10 protein-coding genes are annotated in these 18457 nt (G+C 68.2%); 3 read left to right on the top strand and 7 right to left on the bottom strand.

Features of this window, described 5'->3' with window-relative positions; all coding sequences use genetic code 11:
- Positions 1-331 precede the first annotated feature (331 nt).
- The 4 genes from tsaB to mrcB form a co-directional block, all read right to left on the bottom strand.
- On the bottom strand, positions 332-1045 hold the full coding sequence (gene tsaB, locus AC5P8D_RS15510; RefSeq protein WP_019336376.1) for a tRNA (adenosine(37)-N6)-threonylcarbamoyltransferase complex dimerization subunit type 1 TsaB: 714 nt from the start codon (positions 1043-1045) through the stop codon (positions 332-334).
- 9 nt (positions 1046-1054) lie between these two features.
- Positions 1055-3103 carry a DNA repair helicase YoaA gene (gene yoaA, locus AC5P8D_RS15505; RefSeq protein ID WP_159360484.1) on the bottom strand — a complete coding sequence of 683 codons (2049 nt, stop codon included), beginning with the start codon at positions 3101-3103 and terminating at the stop codon, positions 1055-1057.
- 645 nt (positions 3104-3748) lie between these two features.
- Positions 3749-4285 (bottom strand): hypothetical protein, encoded by a 537-nt coding sequence (locus AC5P8D_RS15500; RefSeq protein WP_049430084.1) that lies wholly within the window; start codon positions 4283-4285, stop codon positions 3749-3751.
- The gene (gene mrcB, locus AC5P8D_RS15495; RefSeq protein WP_414614552.1) at positions 4282-6720 is read right to left on the bottom strand and encodes a penicillin-binding protein 1B; all 2439 of its coding nucleotides are present in this window, start codon (positions 6718-6720) and stop codon (positions 4282-4284) included. Before mrcB ends, AC5P8D_RS15500 begins: the two co-directional genes overlap by 4 nt.
- Positions 6721-6816: 96 nt before the next feature.
- On the opposite strand from mrcB, the gene AC5P8D_RS15490 reads away from it, so the two are divergent.
- Positions 6817-8916: a glycosyltransferase gene (locus AC5P8D_RS15490; RefSeq protein WP_049481805.1), complete on the top strand. Its 2100-nt coding sequence runs from the start codon at positions 6817-6819 to the stop codon at positions 8914-8916.
- On the opposite strand, the gene AC5P8D_RS15485 is transcribed toward AC5P8D_RS15490, so the two are convergent.
- Both AC5P8D_RS15485 and AC5P8D_RS15480 read right to left on the bottom strand, forming a co-directional pair.
- Positions 8913-10478 (bottom strand): hypothetical protein, encoded by a 1566-nt coding sequence (locus tag AC5P8D_RS15485; protein ID WP_313270889.1) that lies wholly within the window; start codon positions 10476-10478, stop codon positions 8913-8915. The two genes, AC5P8D_RS15490 and AC5P8D_RS15485, sit on opposite strands and share 4 nt — an antisense overlap.
- Before the next feature lie 30 nt (positions 10479-10508).
- Positions 10509-12665 carry a RelA/SpoT family protein gene (locus tag AC5P8D_RS15480; RefSeq protein ID WP_019336379.1) on the bottom strand — a complete coding sequence of 719 codons (2157 nt, stop codon included), beginning with the start codon at positions 12663-12665 and terminating at the stop codon, positions 10509-10511.
- 130 nt (positions 12666-12795) lie between these two features.
- Here AC5P8D_RS15480 and AC5P8D_RS15475 point away from each other — a divergent pair, with 130 nt between their 5' ends.
- Positions 12796-13332, top strand: coding sequence for a hypothetical protein (locus AC5P8D_RS15475; RefSeq protein ID WP_099560272.1), 537 nt, complete (start codon positions 12796-12798; stop codon positions 13330-13332).
- A gap of 107 nt (positions 13333-13439) precedes the next feature.
- Here AC5P8D_RS15475 and hrpA read toward each other — a convergent pair whose 3' ends face one another.
- On the bottom strand, positions 13440-17522 hold the full coding sequence (hrpA, locus tag AC5P8D_RS15470) for an ATP-dependent RNA helicase HrpA (protein WP_329760975.1): 4083 nt from the start codon (positions 17520-17522) through the stop codon (positions 13440-13442).
- A gap of 86 nt (positions 17523-17608) precedes the next feature.
- Here hrpA and AC5P8D_RS15465 point away from each other — a divergent pair, with 86 nt between their 5' ends.
- Positions 17609-18157: a Dps family protein gene (locus AC5P8D_RS15465; RefSeq protein WP_005410730.1), complete on the top strand. Its 549-nt coding sequence runs from the start codon at positions 17609-17611 to the stop codon at positions 18155-18157.
- The last annotated feature ends 300 nt before the right edge of the window (positions 18158-18457 follow it).

Here is an 18457-nt window from a genome sequence, read left to right as displayed (position 1 = left end):
TACCCCGCCGCCCGACACCGCCCCGCCTCTGACAGATCGCGGCGCACCATTGCTTTGGTAGGTGTCGAACTTGGTCGACACACATCCACGCCATGCGTGGATGCGAGCGAAGCGATCGGCTTTTGATTTTGATTTTCTTTTTTGATTTTCCGTGGCGGACGCGCACGGAAACTGTCCGTGGCTGGGCAGGGTGGGTTCGCGGGGGTGTCCGCGGCATGGATGCCGCGGCCAAGCCCCCAGGGACGGGTTCACGGCGTCCCCCGCGAACCCACCCCGCCCGGCCAAGCGCGGCTTTTGATTTACACGACCAACCAACTCCGCCACGAGGGGCTCAGCCGTTGGCCTTCGCCTTCGCCTCACGCGCGGCCTGCTGCTCGACCAGGGTCAGCGCCACGTTGTCACGCAGGTACGCGGGCTCGACCTTCTCCGGCGCAATCGCCTCGCCACGCGCGAACGCCGGCACCGCCAGTGCCAGCACATCCGATGCCCGCGGCAGTGCTGTCGCATCGAATCCCCGAAGGCCACTGCCCAACTGCGCCACCAGCGCGCCGTCGGCCGCGCCGAAGCCGGTGCCGACGCCATAGGCCGACAGCCCGTCCGGCAGCGCCACTGCTGCCGGTGCACATACACGCTCGCCATCGCGCGCGAGCGGCAGGCCGTCAACACGCTCGAAGCGCGCAACGTACAACTCCCCCATCCGTGCGTCGATCGCCGACAGGATCTGCGTTTCTTCTGCCGGTGCCCGCAGCGCCAGCACCTGCAGCGTCGATACCGGCAGCAGCGGACGGTCCAGCGCCAGTGCGATGCCCTGCGCGATGGCGATCGCCAGGCGCACGCCCGTGAACGCACCAGGGCCGCGGCTGAGCGCGATGCCGTCCAACTGGCGGCGGCTGATGCCGGCTTCGGCCAGCAGCGCCTCGGCCCACGGCAGGCTCAGTTCGGCATGCCGGCGCGGGGCGATCTCGAAGCGTTCCAGTACCTGCCCATCGACATGCAGGGCAACGGAACAGGCTTCGGTGGCGGTTTCAAAGGCGAGCAGTTTCATCGGATCGGGTCAGAACAGGGGGAACGTGGCACCGGGCGCCGGCTCGGGGCCGGTCGCAACAGCGGCCCGGGCAGCCGCATCGTCGGCCACGGGCGCCCATTGTGGCGTAAAGAAGGCCTGGACATCGGCCAGGCTGCGGGTACGGCGGAACGGTGGCAGTGAATCGAGAAACACCCGGCCGTAACCCCGGTTGAGCAGGCGCGGGTCGCACAGCACCAGCACGCCGCGGTCGCTCTCGCTGCGGATCAGGCGGCCGACGCCCTGCTTCAACGCGATCACCGCCTGCGGCAGCTGTTCATCGCGGAACGGGTTGCCGCCCTGGCTGCGGATCGCCTCCAGGCGTGCCTCGTAGACCGGGTCATCCGGTGCTGCGAACGGCAGCTTGTCGATCATCACCACGCTCAACGCTTCGCCGACCACGTCCACGCCCTCGCGGAAACTGGCCGAGCCCAGCAGCACGCCATTGCCCGATTCGCGGAAGCGTTGCAGCAGCGTCGCGCGCGGCGCCTCGCCCTGCACGAACAACGGCCATGGCCCATCACGCAGTGCCTCGGCGGCCTCGCGCAATGCACGGTGCGAGGCGAACAACAGGAACGCCCTGCCCTGCGAGGCCTGCAGCACCGGCCGCAGGGTCTGGATCAGCGCGGTTCCGAAACCACGCGCGGCCGGATCAGGCAGGCCCTCGGGCAGATAGCACAACGCCTGCTCGGGCCAATTGAAGGGGCTTGGCTGGACCAGCGTATGTGGATCGTCCAGGCCCAGGCGCGTGGCGATGTGATCGAATCCGCCGCCGACGGTCAGCGTCGCCGAGGTGAAGATCCATGCGGCGCGACTGCGTTCGCGATGCTCGCGCAACGGGCCGGACACATCCATCGGCGTGCGCTGGCAGCGGAAACCACGCGGCGTGAGCTCGTACCAGAGCACATCGGCGGCGCTGGCGGTCTCCTCCGGATCGGTATCGAAATCGAGGGTGGGTTCGTCATCCCCCAGCCAGCGGCTGAGCCGCGAAACCGCTTCGCGCGCACGCGCATGGCAGGCATCGAGGCCGGCAGCCGCTTCGCGCAGCGGCTGCAGCGCCTGCTCCAGCGTCACCAGGCCAGCCATCACCGCATCGAAGCCATCACGCACCTGCGGCATCGCCAGTGCACGCCATTGCGTGCCACGCGCTGGCAGCCCTTCCATTGCCGAGCGCAGCGCCAACAGCGCCTGCTGCAACTGGTCGACCGGTTCCTGCAGCGCCGACTGCGCGCCCCCGACGCCGCGCGCTTCGGCCAGGCAGTCGCGGCCCAGTTCCTGCCACGGACGCATGCCAAAACCTTCGCCGAAGAACTGCGCGGCCAGTTCGGGCAACTGATGCGCCTCGTCGATGACGAAGGCCTGCGCCCCAGGTAACAACTCGCCAAAGCCGTCCTGCTTCAGTGCCAGGTCGGCCAACAGCAGATGGTGGTTGACCACCACCACATCGGCGGCCTGCGCGCGTTGCCGCGCGCGCACCACGAAGCAGTCATCCCAGAACGGGCAGTCGGTCCCCAGGCAGTTGTCGACAGTGGAGGTGACCATCGGCAGCAGCGGCGAATCATCGGCCAGGCCTTCCAGTTCGGCGATGTCACCGAACTCCGAACGACCGGACCAGGCCAGGATCCGCTGGAACTGCGCAGCCTGTTCGGGGCTGGAAAAACGCGGCTCGCCGCGCGCCTGCTGCAGGCGATAGCGGCACAGGTAGTTCGCGCGTCCCTTCAGCAGCGCACTGCGCAGGCCAACACCGAGCGCCTGGCGCACCCGTGGCAGATCGCGGTGGTAGAGCTGGTCCTGCAGCGCGCGGGTACCGGTGGAGATGATGGTGCGCAACCCGGACAGCAGCACCGGCACCAGGTAGGCGAACGTCTTGCCGGTGCCGGTACCGGCCTCGGCCAGCAGCAGGTCACGCTGCTGCAGCGCATCGGCGATGGCTTCGGTCAGGTGCAGCTGTGCCGGACGCGGGACGAATGCGTCCAGATGCGAGGCGAGCGCGCCGCCGTCGCTGAGGGCTTCGCGGCTGGCATGGACAAGGTCGGACATCAGAGGGAAAGGATACCCGGCCGGGCGCTGCCCGGCACCCGTTTCAAGCCAGAGCACCAGCAAAAGCAACGGCAACAGCTTGGTTCATGACTCTGGGTTTCTACATGCTGGGCGGGTCGGGAGGGGCAGGCAGGACACGCCGTAAACCCATCCCTGGGGGCTCGATGGCGCCTTGCTCGTGCGCGCTGTCCTGCGCACACGGCAAGACCGGGGTTGGGCATCCTTCCCAACCCGCCCGAGGCATGCCTCGGGCCCATGGCGCCAACGGTCCTGCCTGCCCCTCCCGACCCGCCTTCGACAGTTTCCCGGTGACGGATGGACGCACGTCGTAAGGTCGAGCTTGCTCGACTGGCAACTCAGAAGCTGTGGGAGGAACGAGGGAAGAAGATGGATTACCGCGAGCGCGCGCAGTGCGCGACCCGCTTTTGATTTTCTTTTTCTCTTCCGTGGCTGGCAGCACACGGAAACTGTCAGAGGCCGGGCGGGGTGGGTTCGCGGGGGTGTCCGCGGCATGGATGCCGCGGCCAAGCCCCCAAGGACGGGTTCACGGCGTCCCCCGCGAACCCACCCCGCCCGGCCAAGCGCAGCTTTTGCTTTCGGCGGCCAAGCAGCCAGCCACGAGGGGCTGCGCCGTTGGCTGGAAATTCAGTACCGCTTGATCCCCGGCACGGTGCAGCCTTCCAGCTGTGCATGCGCCGACACCGCATTTTCCTTCTCGCCCCGCGCCAGGCGCGACTGCTCGATCGTCGCCCAGTGCCGCCGGCACAACGGCCCCGTCTTCGAGCCCAGATCCACCGCCTTGCGCGCGAACGTCTCCGCCTGCGCCCACTGCCCCTGCAGCAGCGCCAGTTCGGCACGTTCCTGCAGCACCGCCGGGTCGCCGGCGACGATTTCCAGCGCGTGATCCAGGCTGCTGGCGGCACCGGCCAGGTCGTTCGCCTGGCGTTGCGCCTGCGCGGTCACCCGCAGGTCTTCCACCTGCGAATCACGCAGCGGCTGCACCGACAGCTCCTTGTCGTCCGGACCTGCGGCCGCATCCACCGCAGCCAGGCGCTGTGCCGGCGTAGTGGTATCGACCGGCTTGACCACCGGCGGCGCGCTGGTCACGCAGGCGGCCAGGGCCAGGCTGAGGCCGGTCAGGGCCAGGGGCTGCAGCAGGGATCGCATGTTCATCGGCATCATCGGCTCGGGGGAGGAGTGGCGGCGGCGGGCGCCGCGGCAGGTTCAGCAGGCGCTTCCGGCTTGCGGTCCAGGCCGAACCAGCTGCGCCAGCCACCGCCCTCGCCTTCGGCACCCTGCCCGTCCGGCGACACCGCCGGCGCGCACGGTGCATAGGCCGGTGCATAGCCCACCACGAACGGGAAACGACGCGCGCCCGGACAGCCTTCATCCGTGCTGTTGAGTCCGGTGGGCGCCACCGACTGCCAGTCCAGGCCCTTGTTGCTGACCCGCAGCGGAGCACTCGGCAGACGCTGGAAGATACCCGACCAGACCCGCATCGCGCCGGTGGCACCGTACAGGCCGGCCTGCTCGTTCTGGTCGTTGCCGATCCAGATCACCGCCAGATGATCGCCGGTGTAACCGGCGTACCAGCTGTCGCGGCCATCGTTGGTGGTACCGGTCTTGCCGGCCGGCTGCAGGCGGCCGAGGCCATCGGCGTTGAGCCGCTGCCCGGTGCCGCTGGCAACCACCTGCTGCAGGCCGACACTGATCAGGTTGGCGGCAATCGAGTCGCCTTCCTGGGCCGGTGCCGGGGTCTTGTCGTAACGCTTGAGCAGCTTGCCCTGCGGATCAAGCACGCCACGCACCGCATGCAGCGGCTGGATCTCGCCACCGGACGCGAGGAACTGGTACAGCTGTGCCATCGCGTACGGGCTCTGGTCGGTCGAGCCGAGGATCACCGCCGGGTTGGCCTCGGCCTTGATGCCGGCCAGTACGTGGATCAGCTGGGTCACGCGCTCGGGGCCGACCTGCATGCCAACGCGCACCGTGGCCTGGTTGTAGGAATGCGCCAGCGCGTCGATCAGGCGCACCGTACCGTGGCTGCGGTTGTCCGCGTTGCCGGGATTCCAGTTGCGGCCGCGGCCGAGCTGCACGGTCACCGGTGAATCATCGACCCAGCTGGCCAGCGAGTAGCGGTCCGGCTGCGCAAGCGCCAGCAGGTAGACGAACGGCTTGAGCAGCGAGCCGACCGGACGCTGTGCTTCGATCGCCCGATTGAAGCCGACCTCGGACACCTCACGGCTGCCGATCACCGCCAGCACATCACCGTTGTGCACGTCGGTCAGCACCATGCCGGCCTGCAGTTCGGGGCGGCGCTTGCTTTCCAGCGACTTGATGGTGCGGGTCACCGCGCCTTCGGCATAGGCCTGCGCGGACGGCGACATGCCGGTCATCACGCTCAGGCCCGCGCCCTGCAGCGCCGATTCCGGATAGTCATGGCCCAGCTGGCGGCGGACCAGATCGACATAGGCCGGGAAGCGGTTGGCGGCAACCAGGCCCGGCGTCTTGGGCACGCCCAGCGGGGCCTTCAACGCACGTTGGTACTCGGCGTCATCGATCAGCGTGGCCTCGTGCAGTTTGCCCAGCACGAAGTTGCGGCGATCCAACGCGCGTTCCGGATTGCGCCGCGGGTCGTAGAAGGACGGGCCTTTGACCAGGCCGATCAGCAACGCGATCTGCTCGGTCTCCAGCGACTGCAGGTCGCGGCCGAACCAGAACTCGGCGCCGGACGACATGCCATGGATCGCCTGGCTGCCACGCTGGCCCAGGTACACCTGGTTGAGATAGGCCTCGAAGATGGTGCGCTTGTCGTAGCGCGCTTCCATGATCAGCGCGTACAGCACTTCGTTGAACTTACGGGTAACCGTCTGTTCCTTGCCGATGCCGAGCAGGCCACTGCGGGCCAGCTGCTGGGTCAGCGTCGAAGCGCCCTGGCGGCTCTGGCCACCGGAGCGGATGGTCACCCACACCGCGCGCGCGATGCCCGACAGGTCGATGCCGTGATGGCGGTTGAAGTCCTTATCCTCCACCGCCTGCAGGCCGGTCACCAGCAGGTCCGGCGCCTCGTCCATGCGGATCAGGCGGCGTTCTTCCTGCTTCTGGCCGTACAGGGTGGCGATGCGGGCCGGGTCCAACCGTGCGGCCTTCAACGCCTTGCGGTTGTCGGCGTCGCGCAGCGAGGCGACCGCACCATCGGCCAGCGACAGCTCGAGCCGGCGCGGGGCAACCCGGCCATCGACGTCGTTGTAGCCGCGGCTGGAGATGACGAAGCGCCCGCCGTTCACCGCATAGGTGGCCGGCTCCTTGCCCTGGCCGTCATCGCGGTAGGCGGAGGCGGCCAGCTCGGTCTTCAGCGTGGACGCATCCATCGCCTTGCCGGGGGTGAGCACCAGCGGGCGCGCATAGACACGCGTCGGGATCTGCCAGCGCAGTTCACCGAAACGTTGGGTCACCTGCTGGTTCAGGTACAGCGTATAGGGAATGAGGAAACCCAATCCCAACGCGACCGCAGCCATGCTCCAGGTGATCAGGCGACGCCGCCACAGCGGGCCGTTGTCCTGCTGGTCGTCGTCGTCGAAATCGTCGATGTCGTCGGAATCGTAGCGTCGGGGCACGGGAATGCGAGAATGTAGGGTCTGGCGAGTCTACCCCAGCCGCTGCGGCTGGCGGATTCTCCCGGGTTCCCCTGCTTAAGCTGGAGTTGCAACCGGATGGCGATGTCCCTGGCCGAGATCCGATACCTGATCAACCGCCTCACGGGCCTGGCCCGCCGGAGCCTGGCCAGCCTGCGTACCCGTGGGTGGCGGGCGACCTGGCAGCGCATCCGCGTGCATACCCAGCGCGCCGTTCCCGCACCGCGCACGCCGCTGTTCCTGCCGCCGGCACAGGATTTCGCCCCCTTCACGGTGCCGTTCAGCGAGACGCCGGAAGTGAGCATCGTCATCCCGGTCTACAACCACGCCGGCCACACCCTGGCCTGCCTGCGCGCCCTGGCGGCACATCCGCCGCTGGCCGCGTGCGAGATCCTGGTAGTGGATGACGGCAGCAGCGACGCCACCGTGCAGTGGATGCCGCAGGTAGCCGGACTGCGCTACGAAGTGCGCGAGCACAACGGCGGCTTCATCGAGGCCTGCAACGATGGCGTGTCGCGCGCACGCGGCCGCTACGTGGTGCTGCTCAACAACGATACGGTGCCGCAGCCGGGCTGGCTCGACGCTCTGCTGGACACGTTCGCCAGCACGCCCGGCGCCGGCCTGGTCGGCAGCCAGCTGCTGTACCCGGATGGCCGCCTGCAGGAATCAGGGGGGGTGATCTTCGCCAACGGCAGCGGCTGGAGCTACGGCCGTTTCGAGGCGGCGGACGACCCGCGTTATGCCAGCCTGCGCGACGTCGACTACTGCTCCGGTGCGGCGCTGATGCTGCCGCGCGCCCTCTGGCAGCAGCTGGATGGCTTCGATACCCGCTACAAGCCGGCCTACTACGAGGACACCGACCTGGCCTTCCGCGTGCGTGCACAGGGCCTGCGCGTGCTGGTTCAGCCGGCCAGCCGGGTGATCCACGACGAGGGCACCAGCAACGGCACCGACACCGGCAGCGGGGTGAAGGCCTACCAGGTGCGCAACCAGGCCATCTTCGCCGCCCGCTGGGCCACCGAGCTGGCCCGCCATCCGGCGGTGGGCGAAGTGCCGTCGCCGGCGCTGCTGCTGCGTGGCCGACGCCAGGTGCTGATCCTGGACGAGGAAGTACCGCAGCCGGATCGCGATTCCGCGTCACTGCGCCAGGTGAACCTGATCCGCCTGCTGCTGCAGGGCGGCGCTCATGTGGTGTTTGTTCCCACCCGCCGCGAACATGGCGGTGCCGCCACCGAAGCACTGCAGCGGATGGGCGTGGAAGTCTGGTATGCACCGTTCCTCGATGGCGTCGCCAGCTGGCTGCGAGCGCACGGTGCACGCTTCCATGTGGCGCTGCTGGTCCGCCACCACGTCGCCCACGAGTGCCTGCCGCTGCTGGAGCGCTATGCGCCACAGGCACGCACCGTGTTCGACACCGTGGACCTGCACTACCTGCGCGAACGCCGTGGTGCCGAAGTCGCCGGTGATGCCGGGCTGCTGCGCGCCGCCGAGCGCACCCGCGCCAGCGAGCTGGCCGTGATGGAGCAGTGCGACGTCACCGTGCTGGTCAGTGCCGCCGAGCGTGAGCAGCTGCAGGCCGACGCCCCTTCCGTGCAGGTGGAGCTGATCTCCAACCTGCACGACGTCGCCGGCGCCGGCAAGCCATTCGAACAGCGCCATGATCTGGTGTTTGTCGGCGGCTTCCGCCATCCGCCGAACCTGGATGCCATGGAGTGGTTCATCGGCGAAGTCTTCGCCGGCATCCGCGCCCGTCTGCCCGATGTACGCCTGCACTGCATCGGTGCCGCCACACCCGATTCGCTGCTGGCATTGGCCGCACGCCAGCCCGGCGTGCAGATGCACGGTTTCGTCGAGGACATCACGCCCTACATGGACGGCGCACGCATTTCCATCGCGCCGCTGCGCTTCGGTGCCGGCGTGAAAGGCAAGATCAACCTGAGCATGGCCCATGGCCAGCCGGTGGTAGGTACCACCTGCGCCGTGGAAGGGATGCACCTGCGCCCGGGCCAGGACGTGCTGGTGGCCGATGATGCGGCGGGCTTCGCCGATGCGGTGGTCCGCCTGTACCAGGATCCGCAGCTGTGGCAGCAGCTGTCCGATGCCGGCCTGGCCAACATCGCAGAGCACTTCTCGCTGGACGCTGCCCGGGCAACCGTGCAGCGGGTGTTCTTCACCTAATCCGGGCGCCCGCCTGCGCGGCGCAGGCGGTCTTCGAACGCTGGCAGCTCGGCCAGGTCCGGCTGCAGCAAACGGGCCTGTCCGGCGGCATGCGCCGCGAAAGCCAGGTCGCCGTTGCCGAGCCGTTCGCTGCCGATCGCCAGCCATCGCTGGGCCAGGCGCAGGCGTGCCGAGGGAAGTCCGGCCGCGGTCGGCGACAGGGTCTGCCAGGCCTGCAGGCAGGCACCTGCGGCCTGCACGCGGTTCTGCCGCAGGTTGTCGTCGAAGCAGCGGCGGCTGGCGGGCAGCAGCCGCGCTGCGGCAGCCTTCACCCGTGCATCGCGTGGCGCCAGTGACTGCGCTTCGCGCAACGCGTCGAACGCACTGTGGCCGGGGGGGCTGATCCATTGCCCGGCACGTTCAGCGCGCTCGATCCTGCGCAGGTGGTCGCGCAGTTGGCGTTCGCGTTGCGTGTTGCTGACCGCCGGCTGCTGCAGCGCCTTCTGCGCCTGTTGTGCGCGCTGCAGGCGTTGCGCGAGCTGCTGTTGCGCGGCAGGCGAAGCACCCAGTTCCGCCGCCAGCGCGGAATCGGCCTGCGCCGCCTCGAACTGGAAGTCGTCGGCCCGCTTCTGGCTGCGCGCCAGCACCGCCTGCAAGGTCTGTTCGCGGCCGCGCTGGGCACTGGAATCATCAACCGCCACTGCCAGCACGGCGAGGAATCCCTTCGCTGCCGATTCCAGCTGCCGCCGCTGCAAGGCGCGCTGGGCCTGGCGCAGGCGCTGGTCGACAGCCTGTGCCAATGCTTCCTGGCTTGCGGGCAGATCTGCGTGGCCGGCATCGAACTGGCGCGCACGCTGCAGTATCGTCGCTGCCTCGGCCAGCTCGCCGCGCCCGGCCAGGATGCGGGCCTGCTGCAGCAGATCGCTCAGTGCGTCCTCGCGACCTTCCAGCGCCGGCAGATTGTCCGGCTGCAATGCCAGGATGCGCTGGAACAGGGGCAGCGCGCTGCTGTCACCTTCGTCCAGCCGGCCCGCTGCAAAGGCGTTGCGCGCCTGCGCCAGCAGTGCACCGATGCCGGTGCCTGCACTGCGACGGGCCTGCAGCTGGCGAGCCACGGCGTCCGCATCGGCCTGCGGCACCTGCAGTTCCCGGGCCAGTGCCAGCGCCTTCGCGCTGCCCTCGAGGTCGTTGGCCTGCAGTTTTTCGCTGGCCTGCTGCAGGGCCGCGACGCCGGTACGGGCCAGGCCTTCGCGGGCCTGCGGACGATCACCATCCAGCGCCAGCACGGCCTGGTAGCGCTCGCGCGCACCAGTGCCGTCGGCCGCGCTCAACCGGCCGGTGGCAAGCGCGCGGTCACCTTCGGCCAGCAACTGTTCGATCTTCGGCTCATCCCAGAACCAGTCGGCCAATGGCTTGCGCAGCAGCACCAGCAGCACGAACACCGCCAGCGCCGCGACCAGCGCCCAGCGCCACACCCGGCGCGCGTGGCGTGCCTGCAGCCACCACCAACGGCCTTCGCGGCGGACGCGGTCCAGCGCAGGGTGTTCAGCGCCATGCTGGCGATGCGGGGGCTCGCGTTCCATGCGTGCAGGGTAGCCGGGGCAGCGTGAAGCTCAGCCGAGGCGACGCGCCTCGCTCACGCCGGGCAGCGCATCCAGCTTGCCGAGCAGGGTCGACAGCTGGCCGTAGTCGCTCACCTTCAGACGCAGGCGCAGGTGGGCACGGCCACTGTTGCGTACATTGTCACTGTGAATGTCGAGCACGTAGGCGTCTTCCTGGGCGATCAGGTTGGTGATGTCCTTCAGCAACCAGCGGCGGTCGACCGCAGTGACCACCACGTCCACTTCGTAGCCGCCGCCGGCCTGGCCCCACTCCACCGGCAGGATGCGCTGCGGGCTGGTGGCTGCCAGCCGGGCCAGCGCGGCACAGTCTGCACGATGCACGGTGACACCACGGCTACGGGTCAGGTAGCCGACGATCGGCTCGCCAGCCACCGGCTGGCAGCAGCGTGCCAGCTGCACCAGCAGGTTGCCCACGCCCTGCACGGTGAACTTGGACTTGCCCAGGTTCTCGCGGCGCGCGGTCGGCCGCGGCAGGGTCGGCGCGGGCGCCGGCTGGCTCGCTGCACGTTCGGCTTCCAGCAGGGTACGGCTGACCTGGTTCGGGCCGGTATCTCCCAGCGCCACCTGGATGTAGAGGTCGTCAACGCTGTCGGCATGGAACTTCTTCGCCGCCACCGCCAGGTCCGAGTGCTGCAGGCCCAGACGCTTCAGCTCGCGCTCAAGCAGTTCGCGCCCGGCCTGCACGTTGCGCGCGCGGTCCAGCTTGTGGAACCAGCTGCGTACCTTTTCGCGCGAGCGGTTGCTGGCCAGGAAGCCGTTGGCCGGCATCAGCCAGTCGCGGCGGGGGTCGGCCTCCTTGCCGGTCAGGATCTCGACGCGGTCGCCGCTGCGCAGGCGATAGGTCAGCGGCACGATGCGACCGTTGACCTTGGCGCCCCTGCAGCGGTGGCCCACCATGGTGTGCACCTGGTAGGCGAAATCGAGCGGCGTGGCGCCCTGCGGCAGATCCAGCACCTCATCCTTCGGGCTCAGTGCATAGACCCGGTCTTCGGTCAGCTCGGCGTCGAGCGCCCCGGCCAGCTCATTGCCCTGCCCGTCCTGCGCCTGCTCCAGCAGCTGGCGCATCCAGGTGATCTTGCGGTCGAAGGACTTCTCCGCGCCCTTGCCACCTTCCTTGTACTTCCAGTGCGCGGCCACGCCCAGCTCGGCCTGCGAATGCATTTCGTGGGTACGGATCTGCACTTCGATGGTGCGGCCTTCCGGGCCGACCACGGCGGTGTGCAGCGAGCGGTAGTCGTTCGCCTTGGGCCGGGCGATGTAATCGTCGAACTCGCTCGGCACCGGTGCCCACAGTGCATGCACCACGCCCAGCGCGGCGTAGCAGGCGGCGACGTCGTCGACCATCACGCGCACCGCACGGATGTCATACAGCTGGTCGAACGCCAGACGCTTCTTCTGCATCTTCCGCCAGATGCTGTAGATGTGCTTTGGACGGCCGCTGACCTCGGCCTTGATGCCCTGCGCGACCAGCTCGCGCGACAGCACCTTCTTGACGTTCTCGACGTAACGCTCGCGGGCGATGCGGGTTTCGTCCACCTCCCGCGCAATGCGACGGTAGGTCTCCGGTTCCAGGTGGCGGAACGCCAGGTCCTCCAACTCCCACTTCAGCTGCCAGATGCCCAGGCGGTTGGCCAATGGCGCGTGGATGTCGCGTGTCAGCTGTGCCAGCGCGCGGCGTTGCTCGTCATCCAGCTTGTCGGCCGCGCGCATCCGCGCCAGCTGCCGGGCCAGCAGGATGGGCACCACGCGCAGGTCGCGGATGATCGCCAGCAGCAGGCGGCGCAGGCCCTCGCTGTTGCGCCCTGCCTCACGGCCGGCATGCAGCGCCCACACCGGGTCGGCGGCGTCCTGGCCATCCAGCAGGCCGATCACCGCGGCCTTGTGGTTGCCCAGCGGCAGCTGTTCCAGGCTCGCCCGCAGGCCCGGCAGGTCGAACAGCAGGGCCGCGACCACCGCGCCTTCGTCGGCGGAGAGCATCGCCAGTGCGTCGAGGGTGTCACCCAGCACCGACCAGCTGGCACGCATCTGGTGGTCGCATTCCGGCGCTTCCCAGTGCCCGCGCAGGGCCTGGCGCAGCGGAGCAGGCAGCACGGCTGCCGAGGGACGGTTCAACAAGGCATCCAGGCCGGGGACGGAAGCGCGGTTCACAGCATCGAGCAGGCAAGACAGAGGCCTCTACACTAGCGCCGGCGCCGTTCAGGGACAATCACCGCGGCCACCATCACCCGGCATGAAGACATGCCGCTACACTCGCGGGCAAACCCAGGAGAGTCCCGTCATGTCCCCGATCGTCCCGCGTTTCCGCCTACGGCTGCTGGCTTGTGCCGCACTGTTGCTGTCCCTGTCGGCGCCTGCGCTGGCCCAGCGCGTGGTAGAGGGTGACCTGCAGCAGCAGATGTCACCGGCCGAATTCAAGGCTGCTGGCCTGGAAAAGCTCAGTGCGCAGGAACTGGCCACGCTGAACCGCTGGCTGCAGGGCAAGGTCGAGGCGGCCACGACCCAGGCAGTTGCAGCGGTACGGGAATCGGCGCGCGAGGAAGGCCGCCAGGAAGTGATCGTGAAGAATCGCGGCTTCTTCGATTTCGGCAGCAGTGAGCCGATCGTCGGCGTGCTGCAGGGTGAGTTCCGCGGGTTCGGCAAGGGCCGCGTCTACGTGCTGGACAACGGCCAGGAATGGGAGCAGACCGACACATCCACGACCCCAGGGGTACGCAAGCAGTCGCCAAACGTCAGTATCAAGCCCGGAATGCTCGGTGTCTGGTACATGAAGATCGAAGGCGTGAACGTACAACCGAAGGTGCGCCGTACCAAGTAACGGCTTACCCGTCCCGTGGAGCCTGGCCGATGCTCCGCTGCTTTCCGATGGACCGCCATCGTCCATCGCCAGCAGTCGAGCGCCGGCTCGGCTCTACAGGACCGGATTCACGCCTGGCGCAATGCGGTCACCCGCTGCGCCAGCTTCTTCGCCGAGATGCCGGTGCGTGCCCCCAGCTCCTGCGCGAACAGTGACACCCGCAGCTCTTCCAGATCCCAGCGCAGCGCCTGCCATTGCGGGCGCTCGCGCAGTCCCTGCTGCTCCCCCACTTCCAGCGCTTCCAGGAACGGGTGCAGTTCCAGCATGCGCGCCTGGTCACGTGGCGGATCACGCTTGGCACGCTCGGTACGCAGGATCATCGCTTTCAGATAGCGCGGATACTGCGCCAATGCGTCGGCCGGTGTATCGCGCAGGAAGCCTGGATGGATCAGCCCGGCCAGCTGCGCCTCCATGTCGTCCAGGTTGCCGCGCGCCCAGCCCATCAGCGGCGCTTCCAGCATCGGCTTCAGTTCGGCCACCAGCGCCAGGATGGTCTCGGCCAGCTTCAGCCGCGACATGGCCTCACCGAACAGCGCCTTGGCCGCATGCTCGCGGCGCTGCTCGAAGGCCGCCGCATCGCGTATGTCTTCCAGGCCTTCAGCCAGTACGGCGTTCATCGCCGCATCGACCAGATCGCCACGAAGGCGTTCCTGCGATTCGATCGCCGCATATAGCAGGCCCGTCTTGGCACCCACCGGCAACTGCTTGCGTGCCTGCTTCATCTTCTCGGCCAGCGCGATCTCCAGCAGGCGGCGCACACCCAGCGGATGAGCCGCCTGCGCCTGCTGCCGATCAGCGAAGATGCGCAGCGCCACGCTGTCGCCCTCGTCCAGCAGCGCCGGATAGGCCGGCACGCCGGCTTCGCCGGGCACCTGCAGCGGAATCGGCGTGGCCGGGAAGGTACGCAGGCCATCAGCCGCCATTTCACGTCCGGCGCGTGCAGCGAAGGCGTCGCCTGCGCGCCCACCGAACTTCGCGCGCAATGCGTCCAGGTCGCGCGAGGTGGCCAGCACCCTGCCCTGCTCGTCGCGCAGGCGCAGGTTCATGTGCAGGTGCGGTTCGATCGAGCCGGGCTCGAAATCGAGCGCGGTCACCGTGGCGCCTGTCGCGCGTGAGAGGAAACGCGCCAGTTCGCCGGTGATGGCATCGGCACTGGGTTGCGGGAACGCCTCGTAGAACGCGCGACCAAAGTCCGGCGCCGGCACGTAGTTGCGGCGCATCGCCTTGGGCAGGCTGCGAATCAGCGCCGCAGCCTTGTCGGCAACGAAGCCGGGCGCCAGCCAGCCCAGCTGCACCGGATCCAATGCGTTGAGCAGGTGCAGCGGTACGTCAAGGGTTACGCCGTCATCCTCGGCACCCGGCTCGAAGCGGTAATGCAGCGGCAATCGTGCCTGGCCCAGCGCGAGGTACTTCGGGTAGCGCTCCTGCTCACTGCCTTCGCCCGGCAACAGGTCGGCCAGCGACCAGTGCAGGGTCTTGCGCTGTTCCGGCGCAAGACCCTTCCACCAGGCATCCAGGCCGGAGGCCGAATGGATCTGCGGCGGCACCCGGTCCAGGTACCAGCGTGCCTGCCAGTCTTCGTCGGCGACGATGCCGGCGCGGCGCAGCTTGGCTTCTTCCTCGCGCGCGACCTCCAGCACCTTCTGGTTGTCGGCGACGAAACTGGCGCGGGTATTGATCTCGCCGGTCACCAGTGCCTGGCGCACGAAGATGTCATGCGCCTCGCCCGGCGCGATGCGGCCGTAATGGACCGGTTTCTTCGGTGCCAGCACCAGGCCGAACAGGCTGATCTGCTCGGACGCCAGCACCTGGCCCTGCGCGCGCGACCAGTGCGGGTCGAAGTGCTTGCGCAGCAGCAGGTGCGGCAGTTCGGCGATCACCCAGTCCGGCTCGATCGCGGCCAGGGTCATGCCCCATACCTTCTGCGTATCCAGCAGGTTGGCCACCAGCAGCCACGGCGGTGGCCGCTTGGCCAGCGCCGAACCGGGGAACGGCAGGAAGCGGCGCTGGCGCGGCGCCTGGAAATCGCCCTTCTCGGTGCGGTGGCCGATCTGCGTCGGCAGGCCCGCCACCAACGCACGGTGCAGGGTCTGGTAGGCAGCGGCACGCACACGTTCGCTGAAACCGCCGCCAACCGGCGCCTGTTCCTTCTGCGCGCGCACGGCCACCGGCGCCGGTGCGGCCTCCGCCTTGCCTTCGCGGGCCAGGCGTGCAGCCCGGTGCAGCTGGCCCCGGGTCGCCTTCACCGCCGCCGCGTCATCGCGCGCCGGGGCCGGTGCAGTGCTGCCCGCCAGCAGCGGCGCCATCGATGCCTCGCTGGGCTCTTCCTTCCAGCCCAGTTCCTCGCACAGCAGGCGCAGCTGCCGGTGCAGCTCGCGCCATTCGCGCATGCGCAGGAAACCGAGGAAATGACGGCCACACCAGTCGCGCAGCTTGGACTGGGTCAGGTCTTCATGTGCCTGCCGGTAGGCATCCCACAGGCGCAGCACGCCGACGAACTCGGATCGGCCGTCGGCAAACTGCGCATGCGCGCTGTCGGCCGCACCGCGCGCCTCGGGCGGTCGTTCGCGCGGATCCTGGATGCCCAGGAACGAGGCGATCACCAGCATCGGCCGCAGGCAGCCGGCGGCCTGCGCGGCCACCAGCATGCGCGCCAGCTTCACGTCCACCGGCAGGCGCGCCATCTGCTTGCCGATGGTGGTCAGGCGCCGTTCGGCATCGATCGCCCCCAGTTCGGTCAGCTGCTGCCAGCCATCGGCAACCGCGCGCTCGTCCGGTGCTTCCAGGAACGGGAACTCCTCGATGCGGCCCAGGCCCAACTGCAGCATGCGCAGGATCACCCCGGCCAGGCTGGAGCGGCGGATTTCCGGATCGGTGAACTCCGGCCGCGCCTGGAAATCGGCCTCAGCATACAGGCGGTAACAGATGCCCTCGGCGATACGGCCGCAGCGCCCCTTGCGCTGGTTGGCGCTGGCCTGCGAGATCGGCTCGATGTGCAGGCGGTCCAGCTTGTTGCGCGGGCTGTAGCGCTTGACGCGGGCAAGGCCCGGATCAACCACGTAACGGATGCGCGGCACCGTCAGCGAGGTTTCCGCCACATTGGTGGCCAGCACGATGCGCCGGTTCGGCCCGGGATTGAACACCCGGTCCTGGTCCTGGTTGGACAGCCGCGCATACAGTGGCAGTACCTCGGTGTTGCGGTACTTTCGCCGTTCCAGCGACTGGTGCGCATCGCGGATCTCGCGCTCGCCCGGCAGGAAGATCAGCACGTCGCCGCGTGCATCCAGGCGGGTAATCTCGTCGACAGCCGACACGATGGCATCGTTGACGGTACGTTCGCCCTGGTCTTCACCCTCGCCTTCCAGCGCGCGGTAGCGCACCTCCACCGGGTAGGTGCGGCCCTCAACGCTGATCACCGGCGCATTGTCGAAATGCTGGGCGAAGCGTCCGGTGTCGATGGTGGCCGAAGTGACGATCAGCTTCAGGTCGGGGCGCTTGCGCAGCAGCTGCTTCAGGTAGCCCAGCAGGAAGTCGATGTTGAGGCTGCGCTCGTGCGCCTCGTCGACGATGATCGTGTCGTAGTTCGACAACCAGCGGTCGCTGGCAATCTCCGCCAGCAGGATGCCGTCGGTCATGAACTTGATGCGGCTGTCTTCGCTGACCTTGTCGTTGAAGCGCACCTGGTAGCCCACCAGCTGGCCCAGTTCACTCTGCAGTTCCTGTGCGACACGGCTGGCTACCGCACGTGCGGCAATCCGTCGCGGCTGGGTGCAGCCGATCATGCCGGCCTGGCCACGGCCCGCGGCCAGGCACAGCTTGGGCAGCTGGGTGGTCTTGCCCGAGCCGGTTTCGCCGGCGATCACCACGACCTGATGGTCGCGGATCAGCTTGATGATCGCGTCGGCTTCACGCGCAATCGGCAGCTGCGGGTCCAGAGTAATGGACGGCTGCTGCTGCGCCCGTGTCATCCGGCGCTGCACCGACGCCTGCAAGGCCTGCTCGAAGGTGGCGGCCAGTGCCGCATCCTGTGGCTTGGCCTGGCAACGCGAGAGCATCCCCAGCAAACGGCCCCGGTCGCGGCTCATGGCGCCGTCGATGGCGGCGCGCTGTTGGCGCAGGCGGGGCGATGGATTTTTATCGATAGAGTTCATCAATCGGTTCGTTCAAAACTTTGAAAGCGACCAGTCATCACGACCGGTTTATTGTGAAGGCCAACGATTCCACAAGGAGGAACCCCATGGCGAAGACCAAGAGCACGACCAAGGCCAAGACCGGCAAGCAGAAGCTTGCAGCGGCGGCACCGTCGGCGCCGAACATCGATATCGGGATCACCCAGGGCGACCGCAAGAAGATCGCCGACGGTCTGTCGCGCTTCCAGGCTGATGCGTTCACGCTCTACCTGAAGACACACAACTTCCACTGGAATGTGACCGGGTCGATGTTCAACTCGCTGCACACCATGTTCGAGACGCAGTACACCGAGCAGTGGGCGGCACTGGACGACGTGGCCGAGCGCATCCGCGCGCTGGGCTTCAATGCCCCGGGCTCCTACCGGGAATTTGCTGCGCTGACCTCGATCGCCGAGGAACCGGGCCTGACCGACAGTGCGGACTGGCGTGAAATGGTACGCCAGTTGGTGGTCGCCAACGAAGCGGTCTGCCGTACGGCGCGTGAAGTGCTGGAGGTGGCGGCCAAGGGTGACGACGCCCCGACCGAGGATCTGATGACCCAGCGCCTGCAGACCCACGAGAAGTACGCCTGGATGCTGCGCTCCCTGCTCCAGTAAGGGTTGGGAGTGGTTCGGCAGGGCTGCGCCCTGCACCCGCAGAGGCCGAAGCAACAGCAACTACCAGAGCAAGAGCTGGTTTCCTGTGGGTTGGCGGGGTGGGTCCGGTTGCGGGAGACGCCGTAAACCCGTCCTTGGGGGCTTGGCAGCCGCATCCATGCGGCTGACACTCCCACAACCGGACCCACCCCGCCTTCGACAGTTTTCCGCGATCTGCCAGCAAAGCCATTGGGGTCAGATCCGTTTTCCGCAGGAAAACGGATCTGACCCCATCTTGTTTGTCGATATCTGACTGTTTTC

This window comes from Stenotrophomonas sp. YJH_SMC_101-4, from assembly GCF_059370395.1.
This window is presented reverse-complemented; position numbering and strand designations above follow the sequence as displayed.